Raw genomic sequence first — 17274 nt, 5'->3', positions numbered from 1 at the left:
ATTCACGCTGGCCAACCTGTTTCGGGCGGACCAAATGATACGTCAGTGGGAGAGATCTCACTAAAAACTGGGAATAACGCCTTAAATGGCGAAGAAACGGTCTAAATAGGCTGATTCAAGGCATTTACGGGAGAAGAAATCGGCTCAAACATGAAGAAATGAAATGACTGAGTCAGCCGAGGAGAATTTCCCCGCTTATTCGCACCTTCCCTAACTGGATCAGAGACGCACTGCTCAACGATCTTTTTGGATTCACTGGCGAGCGACATACTGGCCCTCCCCTTAGCCGAGATCTCGCTGCCGCTTCTTGCAGCAACATCATCACCCTGCCAGGAATAGGCCGACGTATTGGCGCACCACATTTGGCTCGAGCAGCGGGAACCGTCCAAATTCGCTCCTCCAGATTAAACTCACTCCACTGCGCACCCAATGCCTCGCCGCTGCGACAGCCAAGTAGGATCACCAATTTGGCTGCCAATTTTAATCCGCGGCTGGCCCTGCTCTGTTCAAATGCAATCCAAATCTGAGCGAGTTCACGCATGGTCAACACACGAGAGCCTCTCTCAGGTTGAGAGCCCACATCTTCGGTGCGTAATTGCAGCACCGGGGAGCCGCCAATGAGATTACGCCGAATACAAAAACTAAGTATGGATTTTAACCTGCGCAATAAATGCCCTGCGTTTTTCGGCTTTTTCTTGCCAATCTTATCAAACCACTCCAGCCAGCTCGAAAACGGGATCTGTTCCACCGGAATACCAATAAACAGAGGTTCGAAATAGCGCTGCATGGTATGCTCATAGAGCATGACCGTACGAGGCCGCAGCTTGGGCAAATGGTGCTCACGAAAATGCTCGCAGCACTGTTTCAGGGTGACATCATGCTTCTGGTGGAGTTTATCCCAGAAAACTCTGGGATGTTCATTACGTTCAAGAGCGCCACGGATAGCAGGGATCAACGCCTTGGCATCAGCGAGTTTAAGGTCGGGATAGCGTCCAATTTTGAGTCTCGCTGCTTTTCCTTGCCAGCGATAGCGATATTGCCACGAGATGGTGCCTCGCTCGGTGACCCGAGCTGACAGTCCATCACGGTCTGACAATTCCGTCTTGCCAAAGTAGGGCTTACCATAGAGGGCCCGTAGCTTCGTATCAGTAAGTGGCATATGACTCTCCTGTGACTGGTCATCTGATTTTTCACTGACACATTAACGCGTCCTAACGTGTACACAGATATGTACCAAACTGGTCTGAAACGGACTGAATCAAGATCGGACAAAGTGAGACAATCTGAGATAACACTCCGTATAACGACTTGTTTTTCAAGCATATAGACACAATTCAGAACCACGAAATGAACCAGCAGACAAATCCTACCTTCTATTTCCACGACTACGAGACCTTCGGCATCAGCCCCGCCAAGGACAGACCGTCGCAGTTTGCCGGTATTCGTACCGATGCGGATTTCAATATCATTGGTGAGCCGCTGGTCATCTATTGCAAGCCTCCGGCGGACTACCTGCCGGATCCGGAGGCGTGCCTGATTACCGGTATCACACCACAAAAGGCAATGAAGGATGGGCTGTGCGAGCCGGATTTCATTCGCCAGATCCACGAGCAATTCGCCACGCCGAATACCTGTGTGCTTGGCTACAACAGCATCCGCTTCGATGATGAAGTGACCCGCTACACCCTCTATCGCAACTTCTATGACCCCTATGCCTACAGCTGGCAGAACGGCAACTCCCGATGGGATATTCTCGACATGCTGCGGGCCTGCTATGCCCTGCGCCCGGAGGGGATCGAGTGGGCCTTTGACGATGAGGGCAAGCCGAGTTTCAGACTTGAAAAGCTGACAGTCGCCAACGGCGTGGCCCACGCCAATGCTCACGATGCACTCTCGGACGTACTGGCCACCATCGAGATGGCCAAGCTGGTGAAAAAAGCCCAACCCAAGCTGTTTGGTTACCTCTTTGACCTTCGCAACAAGAACAAGGTGAAGGCGCTGATTGACGTGGTGACCATGAAGCCGCTGGTGCATGTCTCCGGCATGTTCTCCCCTTGGCAGGGTTGTGCAAGCTGGGTCTCGCCACTCGCCTGGCACCCCACCAACCAGAACGCGGTGATCATGGTCGACCTGACCCGCGACCCCACCCCGCTCATTGAACTCTCCAGCGAAGAGATCCGCGAGCGCCTCTACACCAAGAAAGAGGAGCTGGGGGATCTGGCAAGCATTCCGGTGAAACTGGTACACATCAACAAGTGCCCGGTACTGGCGCCGGCCGCCACCCTGACCGCGGAGCGCGCCAATGAGCTCGGCATCAATCGGGAGCAGTGCCGCAAGAGCCTGGATCTGCTGCGCGCCCACCCAGAGGTGCGGGAAAAACTGGTGGAAGTGTTCAATCAAGAGTTCGCCGGCAGCAATGACAGCGACCCCGATACCCAGCTCTACGCCGGATTCTTTGGCCATGGCGACAAGTCCACCATGGATCTGGTGCGTGCCACCCCCGCGGATCTGCTGGGTGAGCGGGAGTTCGCCTTTACCGACTCCCGGCTGCCGGAGATGCTGTTCCGCTACCGCGCCCGCAACTGGCCACACACCTTGAGCGAAGCAGAGCAGAAACGCTGGCGCCTGCACTGCAGCGACTACTTCAGCCGCCGTCTGCCGGACTACGTGCCCCGTCTCGAGGCACTGGCCGAGCAGAACCAGAGTAACGAACGGAACTTTGCGATTCTAAAGAGTCTCTACCACTATCTGGAAGATTTATGAGTTGTGAGTAGTTTCACAATAAATCCTTCCCGCTCATCCCCTTCTTCAGGTCATAATGACGAAGGGGATTTCCCCAAAAACCAATATCTTGCAACATCCTGAGCGGATGTCTCCCAAGCAAGAGATTTCTTTGGCCGAACGGAAGCCATTTGCTGATGCCTCGTCACCACGCACTGCTCGGATTACTGGCTCTGCTGCCGCTGGCAGCCAACGCCGCATACCGGTTCGATGTGCCGGATTATCTTGCTCGCCTGCCCGAGCAGACCTATCGCATCGTAGAACAGAACTTCAATACCCTTTATCAGCAGACTGATTTCACTCCCCTGATCACCAACAGCTACTTCAACGGCTCCCATCTCTACAAGTTTGTCGGGGTACCGCTGGCCATCAGCGCCCAGTCAGGTTTCCAGCTGGAGGTGTTTGGTCAGGTCTATAACCGCGCTTCTCAAGCCTATATGCACCTGAGCGAGGATATGTCCCTCTATCGAGTGATGCGGGTCGATCTGATGGGGAACCCCAATGATCAGCTGGCCATCGGTTTTGGTCTGGGGGTGCCCATCACCCCGTTGCTGACCCTCAAGGCGATCGCCTCCGGCAGTGACATCCCGGGCTATGGCTCCGCCAAATACGCCGTTGGTTTTGAGTGGCGTTACTGAAAAACGTGACTGATAACCGCTAATTGAAACAATTCAGGCTCCATGATGGAGCCTGAATTGTTTATGGTGAGGCTGTGATCAGGTGTAGTGGATCACCCGCCCCTCGCCCCCTTGCAGGGTGACAGCCGTACCGACTGCCTGCCCCTGCCAAAAATCTGTTCCCCCTTCCGGCAGCAGAAACTCCTGTGGTTGCCCCTCCCAGTTGAAGAGGCAGAGCAGAGTGCCGCCCTCGGGCAGGCTCACTTCACCACAGGCAAAGTCCATCGACTCGAAACGGGCAGAGGGTGCTCGGGCTGCGCAGAGCGCAAGCAGCTTGCGCAGTTGCGCCGCCTGCTCCTCATCGAGATCCTGCAGCCGATCACCGGCCAGCATCATGCCGCCGCTCGCCACCAGCGCTGCCAGATGGAAGCTGTAATCCGCCTTGCTTGCCTGCTGGCTCGGCAGATCACACAGACAGATGCAGTCGGGGTCGAGGGCCCAGAGCTTGTCATTCTGCCAGGCGCGGCAGAAGGCCTCGCGGGCGATCTGGCGATAGCGGTGGCCATTGCGCTCCACATCATCACTCACCCGCATGCCGTGCACCAGCCCAAGGCTCGGCCAGATGGGGGCGTTGCAACCGAGCAGGAAAGCGCCTTCACCTGCACCACGCAGGATGGCCGCCATGCCGCGCCGATAGGCCTCGACCCGGGTGGCGGCCAGATCGTGGAAACGGCCACCGTGGATGGCGCCCCAGAAATTGGCATCGAGCTTGAAGTAGTGGATGCCCCACTGCTCGCGCAGGGTTCGGAACACCTGCTCAAGGTGCGCCTGCACCTCGGGGTGGGTACCATCCAGCACATACCAGGGGGTGCAGCGCCAGCCGCCATAGGTGACACGCTCGGAGGGCAACGGCAGACCGTCATCCCCCTTCACAAACCAGTCGGGGTGATCCTGAAACACCTGCGAACCGGGTTCGGCAATAAAGGGAGCGACCCAGAGGGCGGGCTCGCAGCCAGCCTGTTTGATCTCCGCAGCCAATGAAGCAACACCTTGCTCGAACTTGGCCGACGGGGTAAGCCAGTCGCCCATTTTGGCCTGATAGCCGTCGTCGATCTGCACATAGCGCAGGGCCGGGAAGCGCTCGGCACGCACCTGCAGATTTTCGCGAATATCGGCGGCACTTACCTCGGCGTAGTAGTGATACCAGGAGCACCAGCCGCTCGGGCGCTCACTCACCTTGCCGATCAGCGAGCCGTGCTCGGCCTCGATCAGCCGTGCCAACTCGGCCAGCAGATCCTCGCGCTCAGCCCCTTCGAGGCAGATCAGCGCCTCGCTCTGCCAGTGCTCACCGGCTGCAAGTTTTCGCCCTTCGCAGTTCATCAGGATCTGCAAGCGGCCATCGGGATAGAGACGAAACTCCCCGCCAAAACGGTGGCAGCTGGCAAAGGCGAGCAGCAGCCACCCCTTGCCATGCTCTACCAGCAGCAGGTTGTGAATGGTGTGATAGCCATTGTCATCGGTGATGCGATAGACGCTGGCATCGGGACAACGGCCGACATGTTGTGGTGATTGCCAGCTGCCCATGGTCTGGGCCAGCATCTGGAATCCTTCGCCATAGATGGCACTCTCCACCGGCAGGCCAAGCTTGCCGTCAAACAGCACCCAGCGCTCAACCGGAGTGGCATCAGGGCCAGTGTTGTCGAGTCGCACCCGGCACAGGGGGCCTTCCCACTGACGGGTTTGCAGCAGATGGGGTGGCAACGCATTATCGTTCGCCAACTGGCGAACTCGGGACAAGAGGGATGTCATCACTACTCCTTGTAGTTCGAAAAGGGTTCTATCAGACGATGTTCAACAGATAATCTGCATACAAATCAGCTTCAAACGAACTGATTTCAGTTGTTATTGTTTTAATGCCGCGACCCGGCCTCTCTGGTAAACTGCGATTTTTCTTCCCAGTCGATGAGGTTCACGTGATCGCGCAACGCGCCTTGCTGTACTTTCGTGACTTTATGGTCATCGTCGCCTGCCTGCTGGCAGGCAAATCCGTGGCAGCCATCCTGCCGTTTGCGTTTCCCGGCAGCATCATCGGCATGCTGCTGCTGTTCGTGCTGCTCTCCCTGCAGCTGATCAAGCTGCACTGGGTCGAGCTGGGCGCTGGCTTGCTGCTGCGCCACATGGGCGTTTTGTTCGTGCCGGTCGCGGTCGGGCTGGTGGCCTGGCTAGAGCCCCTGCGCCAATCCTTCGGCGTCATCATGCTCTGCATCGTGCTCGGGATCGTGCTGATCCTCGCCACCGTCGGTCGGCTCTACCAGAGGATGAACAAATGATCTTCTGGCTAGCGATCCCTCTGACCCTGGCGCTCTATTTCGCCACCCGCGCCCTCTATCGACGCCTACCCTGGCCCATCATCAACCCTGTGCTGGTGCCGACCGCGGTGATCATCGGCCTGCTGCTCTGGTTTGATCTGCCCCTTGAGCAGTACGAGCGCGGCAGCAGCCCCATTACCATGCTGCTGGAACCCGCCGTAGTGGCGCTGGCGCTGCCGCTCTATCAGCAGGCACGCCAGATCCAGGCCAAGCTCAAGCCCATCCTAATCTGTACCCTCGCCTCCGTCTTGATCTCGGTGTGCACAACCCTGCTGATCGGTCATTTTATGGGCACAGATCCGGCGCTGCTCGCCTCCCTTGCCACCAAATCCATCACCACCCCACTCGCCATGAGCGTCAGCCAGTCCATTGGCGGCATTCCCGCCATCGCGGCGGCCGTGGTGGTGGTAGTGGGGATTGTCGGTGCCCTGATCGGCTACCCGCTGCTCAGACTGCTCAAAGTGACCGATCCGGAAGCCCAAGGGCTCGCCATGGGGGCCTGTGCCCACGCCATCGGCACCGCCACCTCCGCCGAGAAGGGGATCACCCAGGGGGCCTTTGCATCGCTCGCCATGGTGGTGTGCGGCATCCTCACCGCTGCCGTCGCCCCGCTGCTGTTTGCCATCTATCACTGGCTGATCTGATCACCCCATTGACCACCTGTTGACCATTCCGGGGGGCCTGCTGGCCTCTCGGGGTGCGACCTGCCGCACAATTTGCACAAGACAAACGTTTCCATTACCATCCCCCTCCGTTTGCCCGTCAGGGCGTGAGCCTGCTCACACATTTACCCGAGCTTGCTCCCTACAATGGCCGCCCAATTGGCCTTTGAGGACACACTATGCATCCCCGTTTTGCCAAGCCATTCGATACCCTCTCTGCCCCGCTCAAAGCAGCCGTGCAGCCCATGCTGGATAGTGCCGACTTCAACGCCCGCTTCACGCCGGAGCAAGTCGCCACCCTGAAAGCCGCCACAGGTCTCGATGATCGCGCCCTGCGCCTCGCCCTGTTGCCGCTGGCCGCCGCCTGTTCTGTGGCACCCATCTCCAAGTTTTATGTCGGTGCCATCGCCTGCGGCCTGAGTGGCAGCTGGTACTTCGGTGCCAACATGGAGTTCGCGGGGCAAGGTCTGTTCCACTCGGTCCACGCCGAGCAGTCCGCCATCTCCAATGCCTGGCTGGGTGGCGAGACCGGGATCAGCGAAATCACCGTCAACTACACCCCCTGCGGCCACTGCCGTCAGTTTATGAACGAGCTGAGCACCGCCAAGATCCTGAAAGTCTCTCTGCCCGATGACCTGAGCGCCCTGCAATCCTTCCTGCCCCACTCGTTTGGACCGGCAGATCTCGACATCACGGATGCGCTGATGAGCCCGCAGGATCACGCAGAGCTTGAGCTTCAAAGCGAAGACCCGCTGTGGCACGCCGCGCTGGCCGCAGCCCGTCAAAGCTACGCCCCCTACAGTCAGGGGTATGCCGCGGTGGCGCTGCAGTTTGCCGATGGCCGCACCTTCTCTGGCCGCTACGCCGAGAATGCCGCCTTCAACCCCAGCCTGCCGCCGATGCAGATGGCCTGCGCCCATGCGGTGCTTAATGGCGAAGATCTCGCCACCATCCGCCGCGCCGTGCTGCTGGAGAACAAAAACGGCCAGATCAGCCAGCGTGACTCCGCCCAGTCCACCCTCAAGGCACTGGGCTCCGTCAAGCTGGAGTATCAGGCGGTCTGACCCCTGCTTTGCGTCGATAAACGAAAGCCCCCGCACCTTGGTGCGGGGGCTTTTTTACTGGGCCGTTTAACCGGGAGCGACCGGTGATCCTCACGGCTTGGCGCGGTTGATCACCCCGTCTGACCGGTTGCTGATCAGACAGGTTTCAGCCGCGCGGTGAAGTGGCGCAGCAACGGCGGCTCGTAGTCAAAGGTGAGCCCGCGAATGTGGCTGGCCCGCGCTTTCAGCGCGATCAGGCAGTCGGCCACATAGTCCATGTGATCCCGGGTGTAGACCCGGCGCGGAATGGTGAGACGCAACAGTTCAAAATCCGCCGCCTCCTGCTTGCCGGTGGCGGGATCACGCCCCAGCAGCAGGGAGCCAATCTCCACCCCGCGCACGCCCCCTTCCAGATAAAGCTCGCAGGCGAGCGCATGGGCCGGGAACTGCTCGGCCGGAATATGGGGCAACAGCTTTTTGGCATCGACAAAGACCGCATGACCGCCGGTGGGGGTCTGGATGGGGATGCCAGCCTCGGCCAGCCGCTCGCCGAGATAGGCCACCTGACTGATACGGTAGGTGAGATACTCCTCATCCATCCCCTCGCGCAGGCCGATGGCAAGCGCCGCCATATCCCGCCCGGCAAGGCCGCCATAGGTGACAAACCCCTCCATCGCCACGCAGCGCACCTGCACCGCACGGAACAGGTCGAGATCCTCTTTAAAGCAGCAGAGCCCGCCGATATTGACCAACCCGTCCTTCTTTGCCGACATGGTGAAGATGTCCCCCAGCGCAAACATCTGGCGCACTATCTCCTTGATGCTGTGCTTGGCATAGGCCGGATCCCGCTCCATGATAAACTAGGCGTTCTCGGCGAAGCGGGCGGCGTCGATCACCACCGGAATATGGTGACGACGGGCCAGCTCGGAGACCGCCTCCATATTGGCCATGGAGACCGGCTGGCCACCGGCACTGTTGCAGGTCACCGTGATGATGATGCCGGCCACGTTGTCGGCCCCCAGGGTCTCGATGGTGTCACTCAGGCGAGGGAGATCAAAGTCCCCCTTCCAGGCATAAGGGGCCGTGGTGTCGAGCGCTTTCGGGGTAAGCAGGTTGATGGCCCGCGCCCCAGCCAACTCCACGTGAGCCTTGGTGGTGTCGAAGTGGTAGTTGGAGATAAAGACCGGCGCCTTGCCCTTGCAGCGTTTGACCAGCTCGGGGAAGAGGATCTGCTCCGCCCCGCGCCCCTGGTGGGTGGGCATCACATGCTGGTAACCAAAAATCTCGCGCACCGTGCGCTCCAGCTCGACGAAATTGCGGCTGCCCGCATAGGCCTCATCCCCCATCATGATGCCGGCCCACTGGCGATCGGACATGGCACCTGTGCCACTGTCGGTCAGCAGGTCGATATAGACATCCTCGGCCAGCAGCAGGAAGGGGTTCCAGCCAGCGGCCTCGAGGGCGGCGCGGCGCTCGGCGCCAGTGGTCTGTTTGATCGGCTCGACCATCTTGATACGAAACGGCTCGGGTATACGACGCATAAAAGACTCCTCACCGGCGCAAGGCCAGTGTGTTTGAAATCGGGATTGGCAAAGAGGCCGGGGCGATCAGGGTCGTCCGGCTGATAAATTCAAACGGCGGGTGCCGCCAATCAGCGGTGAGGAAAGTCGAAGGTGAGAATGGGATCCCGGGTATACCAGTGGGCGAGCAGGCAAGCTGCCCGGGGCGTAGCTGTCATGATTGGCATCACTCCCCTCCATATCGTTGTAGACAGTCGGTGGCCAATAAGATCCGTTGATGAATGCTGCCAATAGGCAGCCTCGCCACGTTAACGGCTGGTTAATTGGCAAACAAGGAGTGCACCGACGGGCTGTGCGCCCGCTCACAAAGTGCACATCTGCGCGGCAAACTGGCAGTGAGGTTGATCCGTCCACGTCCCCGGTTCGTTATTCTCCCTACCCACACGCCACATCCCCCATCAGCCAAGGCCGGAAGCCATCATGCATCGCAAACCCCATCTGCCCGAGAAGATCTGCCCCGTCTGCCAGCGCCCCTTCAGTTGGCGGCGCAAGTGGGCGCGCAGTTGGGAGGAGGTTCGCTACTGCAGCGAACGCTGTCGCCACGCTCGTCACCGCAGCCAGCAACCTGAGGGGGAGCGAGTCTGATGGAGCTGCGCCTGATTCTCGGCGATCAGCTGAACGCCGGTCACAGCTGGTTTCGCACCCCGGATCCGGCGGTCTGCTATCTGATGGCAGAGCTGCGTCAGGAGACCGACTACTGTCGCCACCATCGCCAGAAGGTGCTGGCCTTCTTTGCCGCCATGCGCGCCTTCGCGGCGGCACTCACCCAAGCGGGCCACCGCGTCTGTTACCTGACCCTTGATGAGAGCGCCCGCTGGCCCGACTTGCCCGGCTTGCTGGAGGCTCAGCTCGAAGCACATCAGGCCAGCAGCTTTGCCTGGCAGAGCCCGGATGAGTGGCGCCTCGCCAGCCAGTTGAAAAGCTGGGCGGCGGATCTTGTCATCCCAGCTACCGAGGTGGAGAGCGAACATTTTCTCACCCCCCGCGATGGCTGGCAGCGCTACCCCCATAGCCGGATGGAGTTCTTCTACCGCGCCCTGCGAAAGCAATACCAAGTGCTGCTCGATGAGCGCGGCCAACCCCTTGGCGGGCGCTGGAATTTTGATGACGAGAACCGCGCCAAACTGCCGGCGAGCCAGCCCATCCCGGCGCCCCTCACCTTTGCCAACGAGGTGATCGAGATTGATGCCATGCTGACCCGCCACGGGGTCAGCACCATCGGCGAGGCGGATGCCAGCAGGCTGCCCTGGCCCATCACAAGGCGCCAGAGTCGCGAGCTGCTCGCCCATTTTCTCACCCACTGCCTGCCTCACTTTGGCCGCTATCAGGATGCCCTGAGCGAGCGGGGCTGGAGTCTGTTTCACAGCCGTTTGTCGTTTTCCCTCAACAGCATGATGCTTCATCCGCTTGAGGTGATCCGCGCCGCCGAGACCCACTGGCAGGCCAATCAGGCCACCATCACGTTGGCACAGGTGGAGGGGTTTATCCGCCAGATCCTCGGCTGGCGCGAGTTTGTCCGCGCCCTCTACTGGGAAAAGATGCCCGACTACCAGCAGGCCAATTTTCTCGGGGCCAACCGGCCGCTGCCCGGTTTCTTCTGGAGTGGCGAAACCAGGATGGCCTGCGTGCGTCACGCCATTCGCCAGTCTCTTGAGCATGGCTACGCCCACCATATCCAGCGGCTAATGGTGACCGGCAACTTTGCCCTGCTGGCGGGGATCGATCCTGACGAGGTGGATGACTGGTATCTCGGTATCTATGTGGATGCCATCGAGTGGGTCGAGCTGCCCAACACCCGCGGCATGAGCCAGTTTGCCGATGGCGGCCTGATGGGCAGCAAGCCCTACGCCAGCAGCGGCGCCTATCTCGAACGGATGGGCCACTACTGCAAGGGGTGCCACTATCAGGTCAAAGCCCGCAGCGGCGACGGAAGTTGCCCCTTCAACAGCCTCTACTGGCACTTTCTCTGGCGCAATCGGGAAAAACTGGGCGGCAATCCCCGCCTCGCCCTCCCCTATGCCAACTGGGATGGCCAAGCCGCCGAACAGCAGCAGGCCATTCTGGCGACGGCGGAGCAGTACCTGATCAAGCTGGAGCAGTTGTAAGCGGGCCATGTCCCCTGGCACATTCACACTGACAACAGCACAGCGATTTACGCTGGCAATCAGGCTCACCATCGCACCAAACACCAGCTTGTGACAGGCAAGCAGACGGAGATCCCAATCCTGCGCAGAGCGGTTGAATATCCTGTGGCGGCTGATTATGGTGGTGGCCACATCAGGAGATCAGTCAAGGAAAGACGATATGGAGATAGTGGTTCTCGGTGGCGGCGTAATTGGGGTAACCAGCGCCTGGTATCTGGCCAAAGCGGGTCACAAAGTAACCCTGCTGGAGCGACAAGGTGGCGTCGCCCTTGAAACCAGCCATGCCAACGCCGGGCAGATATCCCCGGGTTATGCGGCCCCCTGGGCGGCCCCCGGCATTCCCCTCAAGGCCGCCAAGTGGATGCTGCAAAAGCATGCCCCCTTCACCGTGCGCCCCACTGCCGACCCCTTCCAGCTGCGCTGGATGCTCAGAATGCTCGCCAACTGCACCCCGACCGCCTACGCCACCAACAAGGGGCGCATGGTGCGTCTGGCCGAATACAGCCGCGACTGCATGAAGCGGCTGCGCGACGAGCTGAGCATCGATTACGAAGGGCGCCAGCTCGGCACCCTGCAGCTGTTTCGCAGCCAATCCCAGCTCGATGCCAGTCAGCGCGATATCGAGGTGCTGGAGGAGTATGGCGTCCCCTACCAGTCGCTCGATGCCAGCGGCTGCGAGGCGGCAGAGCCTGCGCTGGCGCGGGTGCGTGGCAAAATCGTCGGCGGCTTGCGTCTGCCCGGCGACGAGACCGGCGACTGCTTCCGCTTCACCAAGGCCCTTGCCCTTGAAGCCGAGAAGCTCGGGGTCAAGTTCGTCTTCAACTGCGACATCGACGAGATTGAGCAAGCCCGTGGCCGAGCCGTGGCGGTGCGGGCGGGCGAGCAGCGCTATCGCGCCGATGCCATCGTCTGTGCGCTCGGCAGCTATGCCACCGGTTTTCTACGGCCGCTGCTGCGCCCGCTCGGGCTGGAGCTGCCTGTCTATCCGGTCAAGGGCTACTCCCTCACCCTGCCGATGATCAACGCCGAGGCCGCACCGCGCAGCACCGTGCTCGACGAGACCTACAAGGTGGCTATCACCCGCTTTGACGAGCGGATCCGGGTCGGCGGCATGGCGGAGCTGTCGGGCTACAACCTCGCTCTCAACCCCAGACGCCACGACACCCTGGCGATGGTGGTGGGCGATCTCTTCCCCGAGGGGGGCGATATCAGCCAAGCCGAGTTTTGGACCGGCCTGCGCCCCATGACACCGGACGGCACCCCGCTGGTGGGGCCGAGCCCCATTCCCGGTCTCTGGCTCAATACCGGCCACGGCACCCTGGGCTGGACCATGGCAGCCGGTTCGGGTCAGCTTCTGTGCGATCTTATCAACGGCAGCGAGCCCGCCATCAGCGATGAGGGGCTCACTCTGGCTCGTTACGGCTAAGCACCTAAGCTGTCGGGCTGTTTCACTCGCCAACTACGCCCAGCAGAGGACGTCCTCAACCGCTTTATTGACAGGCCACCGCCAAAAACGGTGGCCTTTTCGTCTGATGTTGACCTTCTCCCTCCCCGTCTGCCTGAGCGGTGCTCTGGCTGCCGGTTAATGCAGCAAACGGCACAGAATATTGCGCAATTCGACTTGCGCAAGCCGCCACAATCCGTAATGTGGATAGACGCATTTTTCGCAGCGCATATTTTTTAAATGGCCTGTAAACCGCTTGTAAACAGGCGTCGCCAGACAAGGGGTTACGGGTGTCATCGCGAGTTTCTTTAGCAGCAATCCAGGGTAGGACAATATGAAAAAAGTAGGTTTGGTCGGTTGGCGTGGCATGGTGGGATCGGTTCTGATGAGCCGGATGCAGGAAGAGCAGGATTTCGCCCATATTCAACCCACATTCTTCACCACCTCCCAGGCCGGTGAGGCCGCTCCCAACTTCGGCGTCGATGCCGGTACTCTCCAGGACGCCTTCGATATCGAGGCGCTGGCCAAGCAGGATATCATCATCACCGCCCAGGGCGGCGACTACACCAAGGATGTCTATCCGCGCCTGAAAGCCGCCGGCTGGCAAGGTTACTGGATTGACGCCGCCTCCTCCCTGCGGATGGAGAAAGACGCCGTCATCATTCTGGATCCGGTCAACGGCGACGTTATCGAGCAGGCCCTGAACGATGGCATCAAGACCTTCGTCGGCGGCAACTGCACCGTCAGCCTGATGCTGCTGGCCCTCGGCGGCCTGTTCAAGGCCGATCTGGTGGAGTGGGTGAGCGTTGCCACCTATCAGGCAGCCTCCGGTGGCGGAGCCCGCCATATGCGCGAGCTGGTTACCCAGATGGGGATGCTGCGTGACGAAGTGGCGGTCGAGCTGGCTGACCCCGCCTCCGCCATCCTCGACATCGAGCGCAAGATCACCGAGAAGACCCGTTCCGGCACCCTGCCGGTGGACAACTTCGGCGTGCCGCTGGCCGGTGGCCTTATCCCCTGGATTGACACCAAGCTCGACAACGGCCAGAGCCGTGAAGAGTGGAAGGGTCAGGCCGAGACCAACAAGATTTTGGGTATCGAAAACGCCGTCATTCCGGTGGATGGTTTGTGCGTGCGGATCGGCGCCCTGCGCTGCCACAGCCAGGCGTTCACCATCAAGCTGAAAAAGGATGTGCCGCTGGCGGAGATCGAAGCGCTGCTGGCTGCCCACAACGACTGGGTGAAAGTGATCCCCAACGATCGCGACATCACAGCCCGCGAGCTGACTCCGGCGGCCGTTACCGGCACCCTCAGCATTCCGGTGGGCCGTCTGCGCAAGCTCAATATGGGACCTGAGTATCTGGCCGCCTTTACCGTGGGTGACCAACTGCTGTGGGGCGCCGCCGAGCCGCTGCGCCGGATGCTGCGTATCCTGCTGGCGCGCTAATCCGCAAGCTATAGGCAGATACAACAAGGGCGGGGAGTCACACTCCCCGCCCTTTTTCATTGCCTGTTTTTATGACCCGTTTAACGGGTTCACGGCCTTGCCATTACTTGAGCAGGATTCGCTGACAGCCGCTGTAGATCTCGGCCCGACCGGGGCGGCAAAAACCGACCAAGGTGAGCCCGGTCTGCTCGGCTCGCTCGACCGCAAGCTCGGTGGCGGCCGAAATGGCGAGCAGGATCTCGACCCCGGCGCTGGCGCACTTTTGCACCATCTCGAAGCTGGCGCGGCTGGTTACCAGAATGGCGCCATCCCGCCGACCAGTGCGGCACAGATGACCCACCAGCTTGTCCAGCGCAATATGGCGCCCCACATCCTCGCGAATGGCGAGAATATTGCCCTCCCCGTCCAGATGCACCGCCGCATGGGTGGCGCCGGTGCGCTGGCCCAGCAGCTGGAGCGGGCGCAGCGCGCTCAATACCTTGTCGATATGGCCCACCGCCAGACGCTGACTGTCGGGCAGCATTGGTTGGGTGCGGATCACCTGCTCCAGACTCTCGCTGCCGCAGATGCCGCAACCGGTGCGCCCCGCCATGGTACGCCGCTTCTCTTTGAGGCGATGAATGCAGCGGTTGGCCAAGGTGATATGCAGCTCAATCCCCTGACAGCCGTCTATCTGCTCGATGTCGTGGATATCGAGCAGGCTGTCGATGATCCCCTCGGATAGCGAAAAGCCGATGGCGAAATCCTCCAGATCGGAGGCCGAGCACATCATCACACTGTGGGCGATGCCGTTGTAGACCAGCGCCACCGGCGTTTCGGAGGGGAGCTCCATCTCGCTGTCGCAGGTCAAGGTATCGGCGCGGTAGTGCACCACCTCGCGGTGGATGGCGCAGCGTGCCAGTTCGCTCTGCTCGCTTTGTTCTCTCTGCTCGCTCTGCTCACTCCGCATCTCAAGCTCTATGGCCTCTCTCATGGTGCGACCCCGTCAATGATCTCGGGATCCCGGGCCGAGATGCCGAGCCGCTTCATTTTGGAGAGCAAGGTCGTGCGCTTCATGCCGAGGCGGTTGGCTGCCCCCCGCTCGCCAGCGACTATGCCGTTGCAGTCGCGCAGGGCGGCGATGATAGCCTCGCGCTCATCCTCCGGCCCCTCGGCAAAGAGCGGCGTGGCGGGCTCGTCATAGACCAGGGTCTCAATCTTGTGGTAGCCCTTGAGGGGCATCAGCTCATCGGGCGAGAGGTTGAGCACATGGCCGCGGGTCATTACCACGGCGCGCTCGATAACGTTCTCCAGCTCGCGGATATTGCCGTACCAGGGCAGTGACACCAGCATCTTCATGGCATCGGCGGGGATCGAGGTGATGGTGCGGCGCATCCGCTTGGCGATCTTCTTGATAAAGAAATTGACCAAGAGCGGAATATCCTCGCGGCGCTCGCGCAGCGGCGGCAGTTCGATGGGAAAGACGTTGAGGCGGTAGTAGAGATCGCTTCTGAAACGCTTGTTCTTGACCATTGAGAGCAGATCGCAGTTGGTGGCGGCCACCAGCCGCACATCCACCGCGATGGGGTTGCTGTTGCCTACCCGCTCCAGCTCGTGTTCCTGCAATACCCGCAAGAGTTTGGGCTGCAAGTCCAGCGGCATATCCCCCACTTCGTCGAGGAACAGGGTGCCTTTGTGGGCCCGCTCGAAACGGCCGATGCGCTGGGTCAGGGCGCCGGTAAAGGCCCCCTTTTCGTGGCCAAAGAGATCGCTCTCGATAAGGCCGGTGGGAATGGCGGCGCAGTTCACCTTCACCATCTCGTGGTCGTGGCGGGCACTCAGGGCGTGAATGGCCTGGGCGATCAGCTCCTTGCCGGTACCAGTCTCGCCGAGGATCAGCACCGTGCTGTCGCTCTCGGCCACCAGCCGCACCTTCTCCAGCACGCTCTCCATCACCGTGCTCTGGTAGATGATGTGGGGAAACTCCCCCTGCATCTGCGGCTCGTTGATGCGAATGGTCTTCTCGCGGGCCCCCGTGGTGTTGGAGATCTCCTGCTGCGCCTGCACGTTGTTCATGGCAATGGCGGTGCGCGCCGCCACCTGCTCCAGCAGAGAGATATCGATATCGGCAAAAAAGTCGGCGTTGGGGTGCGAGAGGATCAACACCCCCAGCAGGTTGCCCCGATAACGCAGCGGCAAAATGCAGGAGCTGTCGGCCTCTGGCGGCAGGATCTGGGAGGTAAAGCGGCAGCGATTGCTGCAGCCGTGGCTATGTTCGCGATAGACAAAAAACGGCTCGCTATGACCAAGGGCCCCCTGCAGGCACTTCTTTTCAAAACAGGAGTGATCGATGATGCCCGGCTGCTCGCTCTGGTGCTGATTGACCAGATAGCTCTTGAAGCTGTCGGAGGTGGCGTTGTACTCCGCCAGACACAAGCTGCTGATGCCGAAGTGGTGGTGCAGGATGGCAAACAGGCTCTTGGGCAGCTCGGCGATGCGCACCAGTTTGATTACCGCGTTGGTCACATCCACCAGAATTTTGCAGCTGTCGCGCTCAAGGCGCAGGGAGTTGGCCTGCTCCAGAGTGCGCTCCTTGTCGAGCACGTTCTCCAGCGCAATGGCGATAATGGCCGCAAGCTGGGTCAGTTTGGCAAGGGTCTCCATGGTGAAGCTGTCGAGCTGGGTGTTGATAAACTCGACCCCGCCAAGGTGGCTGCGGGCGGTGGTGATGGGGAGCTGGCAATAGGAACGCAGCCCCCCGTAGACCCCTTCGCGATCCAGCGCCGGGCAGCGATTCTCAAAGCGGGCGGCAGCGAGAATGATGGCCTGTTCCGGGGTCTCTTTGGTAGGTCGGGGGGAGAGGTGCAGCTCTGCCTTGGGGCAGACCAGATGCTTTGGGCCGGAATGTCCCATGAAGTAGAAGATGGCCTCCTCGTCCGCACCCATGTTGAGGATCAGGTTGACCCGGGTCACGCCGCCGAAGCTGGCATCTATCTTGTTGAGTTTGTGGATAAAATCATCGAGCGTCACGGCCGACAGGAGGGATTTGGAGAGCAGGAGGAAACCGTCGTCCCAGATGGGAGAGATCTCGTCCAGGGGGATGGCACTCACATTTAGGGAAGGTGCGAACAAGTCCCTGATATGAGATCATGTTTGTCATCTGGAGCCATGGAACAGGGTTCATCATGAGTCATCAACTTACCTTCGC

The 17274-nt window shown here is 60.4% G+C and carries 13 protein-coding genes and 1 pseudogene; 9 read left to right on the top strand and 5 right to left on the bottom strand.

The genetic code is table 11. The annotated features are described in order from the left end of the window. Positions 1–172 precede the first annotated feature (172 nt). Complete coding sequence (locus AB5Y90_RS15290; RefSeq protein ID WP_368167148.1) at positions 173–1159, bottom strand: tyrosine-type recombinase/integrase; 987 nt, start codon at positions 1157–1159, stop codon at positions 173–175. A 188-nt stretch (positions 1160–1347) separates the two neighbouring features. On the opposite strand from AB5Y90_RS15290, the gene sbcB reads away from it, so the two are divergent. Continuing rightward, the gene (gene sbcB, locus AB5Y90_RS15285) at positions 1348–2763 is read left to right on the top strand and encodes an exodeoxyribonuclease I (protein WP_368167146.1); all 1416 of its coding nucleotides are present in this window, start codon (positions 1348–1350) and stop codon (positions 2761–2763) included. 155 nt (positions 2764–2918) lie between these two features. After that, a complete protein-coding gene (locus AB5Y90_RS15280; protein WP_005360277.1) occupies positions 2919–3419 on the top strand; it encodes a hypothetical protein in 501 nt (166 codons plus the stop codon). Between the two features lie 78 nt (positions 3420–3497). Here the strand turns inward: AB5Y90_RS15280 and AB5Y90_RS15275 are convergent, their stop codons facing one another. Further along, positions 3498–5207, bottom strand: coding sequence for a glycoside hydrolase family 36 protein (locus tag AB5Y90_RS15275; protein ID WP_368167144.1), 1710 nt, complete (start codon positions 5205–5207; stop codon positions 3498–3500). Positions 5208–5371: 164 nt separating this feature from the next. Between AB5Y90_RS15275 and AB5Y90_RS15270 the strand changes: the two genes are divergently transcribed. The 3 genes from AB5Y90_RS15270 to cdd all read left to right on the top strand — a co-directional run bounded on the left by AB5Y90_RS15270 (position 5372) and on the right by cdd (position 7493). After that, on the top strand, positions 5372–5728 hold the full coding sequence (locus tag AB5Y90_RS15270) for a CidA/LrgA family protein (RefSeq protein WP_005333279.1): 357 nt from the start codon (positions 5372–5374) through the stop codon (positions 5726–5728). Beyond that, positions 5725–6411, top strand: a complete 687-nt coding sequence (locus tag AB5Y90_RS15265) for an LrgB family protein (protein WP_021230200.1) — start codon at positions 5725–5727, stop codon at positions 6409–6411. The genes AB5Y90_RS15270 and AB5Y90_RS15265 overlap by 4 nt, the downstream gene beginning before the upstream one ends. A 197-nt stretch (positions 6412–6608) precedes the next feature. Next, positions 6609–7493, top strand: coding sequence for a cytidine deaminase (gene cdd, locus AB5Y90_RS15260; RefSeq protein ID WP_368167143.1), 885 nt, complete (start codon positions 6609–6611; stop codon positions 7491–7493). Between the two features lie 134 nt (positions 7494–7627). Here the strand turns inward: cdd and AB5Y90_RS15255 are convergent. Beyond that, positions 7628–9013, bottom strand: a pseudogene (locus AB5Y90_RS15255) (tryptophanase). Positions 9014–9472: 459 nt separating this feature from the next. Here AB5Y90_RS15255 and AB5Y90_RS15250 point away from each other — a divergent pair. The 4 genes from AB5Y90_RS15250 (at position 9473) to asd (ending at position 14087) form a co-directional block, all read left to right on the top strand. Further along, positions 9473–9637, top strand: a complete 165-nt coding sequence (locus AB5Y90_RS15250) for a DUF2256 domain-containing protein (RefSeq protein ID WP_080741246.1) — start codon at positions 9473–9475, stop codon at positions 9635–9637. Next, the gene (locus AB5Y90_RS15245; protein ID WP_368167141.1) at positions 9637–11157 is read left to right on the top strand and encodes a cryptochrome/photolyase family protein; all 1521 of its coding nucleotides are present in this window, start codon (positions 9637–9639) and stop codon (positions 11155–11157) included. Before AB5Y90_RS15250 ends, AB5Y90_RS15245 begins: the two co-directional genes overlap by 1 nt. A 157-nt stretch (positions 11158–11314) precedes the next feature. Continuing rightward, positions 11315–12622 carry a D-amino acid dehydrogenase gene (locus AB5Y90_RS15240; RefSeq protein WP_336375890.1) on the top strand — a complete coding sequence of 436 codons (1308 nt, stop codon included), beginning with the start codon at positions 11315–11317 and terminating at the stop codon, positions 12620–12622. Between the two features lie 352 nt (positions 12623–12974). Then, the gene (gene asd / locus AB5Y90_RS15235) at positions 12975–14087 is read left to right on the top strand and encodes an aspartate-semialdehyde dehydrogenase (RefSeq protein ID WP_005345266.1); all 1113 of its coding nucleotides are present in this window, start codon (positions 12975–12977) and stop codon (positions 14085–14087) included. 103 nt (positions 14088–14190) lie between these two features. Here asd and fdhD read toward each other — a convergent pair whose 3' ends face one another. Together fdhD and AB5Y90_RS15225 are read right to left on the bottom strand one after the other, a co-directional pair. After that, on the bottom strand, positions 14191–15036 hold the full coding sequence (gene fdhD, locus AB5Y90_RS15230) for a formate dehydrogenase accessory sulfurtransferase FdhD (RefSeq protein ID WP_368167150.1): 846 nt from the start codon (positions 15034–15036) through the stop codon (positions 14191–14193). Between the two features lie 20 nt (positions 15037–15056). Beyond that, positions 15057–17198: a sigma 54-interacting transcriptional regulator gene (locus AB5Y90_RS15225; RefSeq protein WP_368167139.1), complete on the bottom strand. Its 2142-nt coding sequence runs from the start codon at positions 17196–17198 to the stop codon at positions 15057–15059. Positions 17199–17274: the final 76 nt, after the last annotated feature.

The organism is Aeromonas sp. R4-1, assembly GCF_040908325.1.
Taxonomy (GTDB): Bacteria; Pseudomonadota; Gammaproteobacteria; order Enterobacterales; family Aeromonadaceae; genus Aeromonas; species Aeromonas veronii.
Note: the sequence above shows the minus strand (reverse complement) of the source record. Positions and strands in the feature narration are given on the sequence as shown.

What these genes read in the sequence shown, in the direction of transcription:
- AB5Y90_RS15290 (WP_368167148.1), bottom strand. Translation starts at nt 1,159, where the DNA reads ATGCCACTTACTGATACGAAGCTACGGGCCCTCTATGGTAAGCCCTAC.
- sbcB (WP_368167146.1), top strand. Translation starts at nt 1,348, where the DNA reads ATGAACCAGCAGACAAATCCTACCTTCTATTTCCACGACTACGAGACC.
- AB5Y90_RS15280 (WP_005360277.1), top strand. Translation starts at nt 2,919, where the DNA reads ATGCCTCGTCACCACGCACTGCTCGGATTACTGGCTCTGCTGCCGCTG.
- AB5Y90_RS15275 (WP_368167144.1), bottom strand. Translation starts at nt 5,207, where the DNA reads ATGACATCCCTCTTGTCCCGAGTTCGCCAGTTGGCGAACGATAATGCG.
- AB5Y90_RS15265 (WP_021230200.1), top strand. Translation starts at nt 5,725, where the DNA reads ATGATCTTCTGGCTAGCGATCCCTCTGACCCTGGCGCTCTATTTCGCC.
- cdd (WP_368167143.1), top strand. Translation starts at nt 6,609, where the DNA reads ATGCATCCCCGTTTTGCCAAGCCATTCGATACCCTCTCTGCCCCGCTC.
- AB5Y90_RS15250 (WP_080741246.1), top strand. Translation starts at nt 9,473, where the DNA reads ATGCATCGCAAACCCCATCTGCCCGAGAAGATCTGCCCCGTCTGCCAG.
- AB5Y90_RS15245 (WP_368167141.1), top strand. Translation starts at nt 9,637, where the DNA reads ATGGAGCTGCGCCTGATTCTCGGCGATCAGCTGAACGCCGGTCACAGC.
- AB5Y90_RS15240 (WP_336375890.1), top strand. Translation starts at nt 11,315, where the DNA reads ATGGTGGTGGCCACATCAGGAGATCAGTCAAGGAAAGACGATATGGAG.
- asd (WP_005345266.1), top strand. Translation starts at nt 12,975, where the DNA reads ATGAAAAAAGTAGGTTTGGTCGGTTGGCGTGGCATGGTGGGATCGGTT.
- fdhD (WP_368167150.1), bottom strand. Translation starts at nt 15,036, where the DNA reads ATGCGGAGTGAGCAGAGCGAGCAGAGAGAACAAAGCGAGCAGAGCGAA.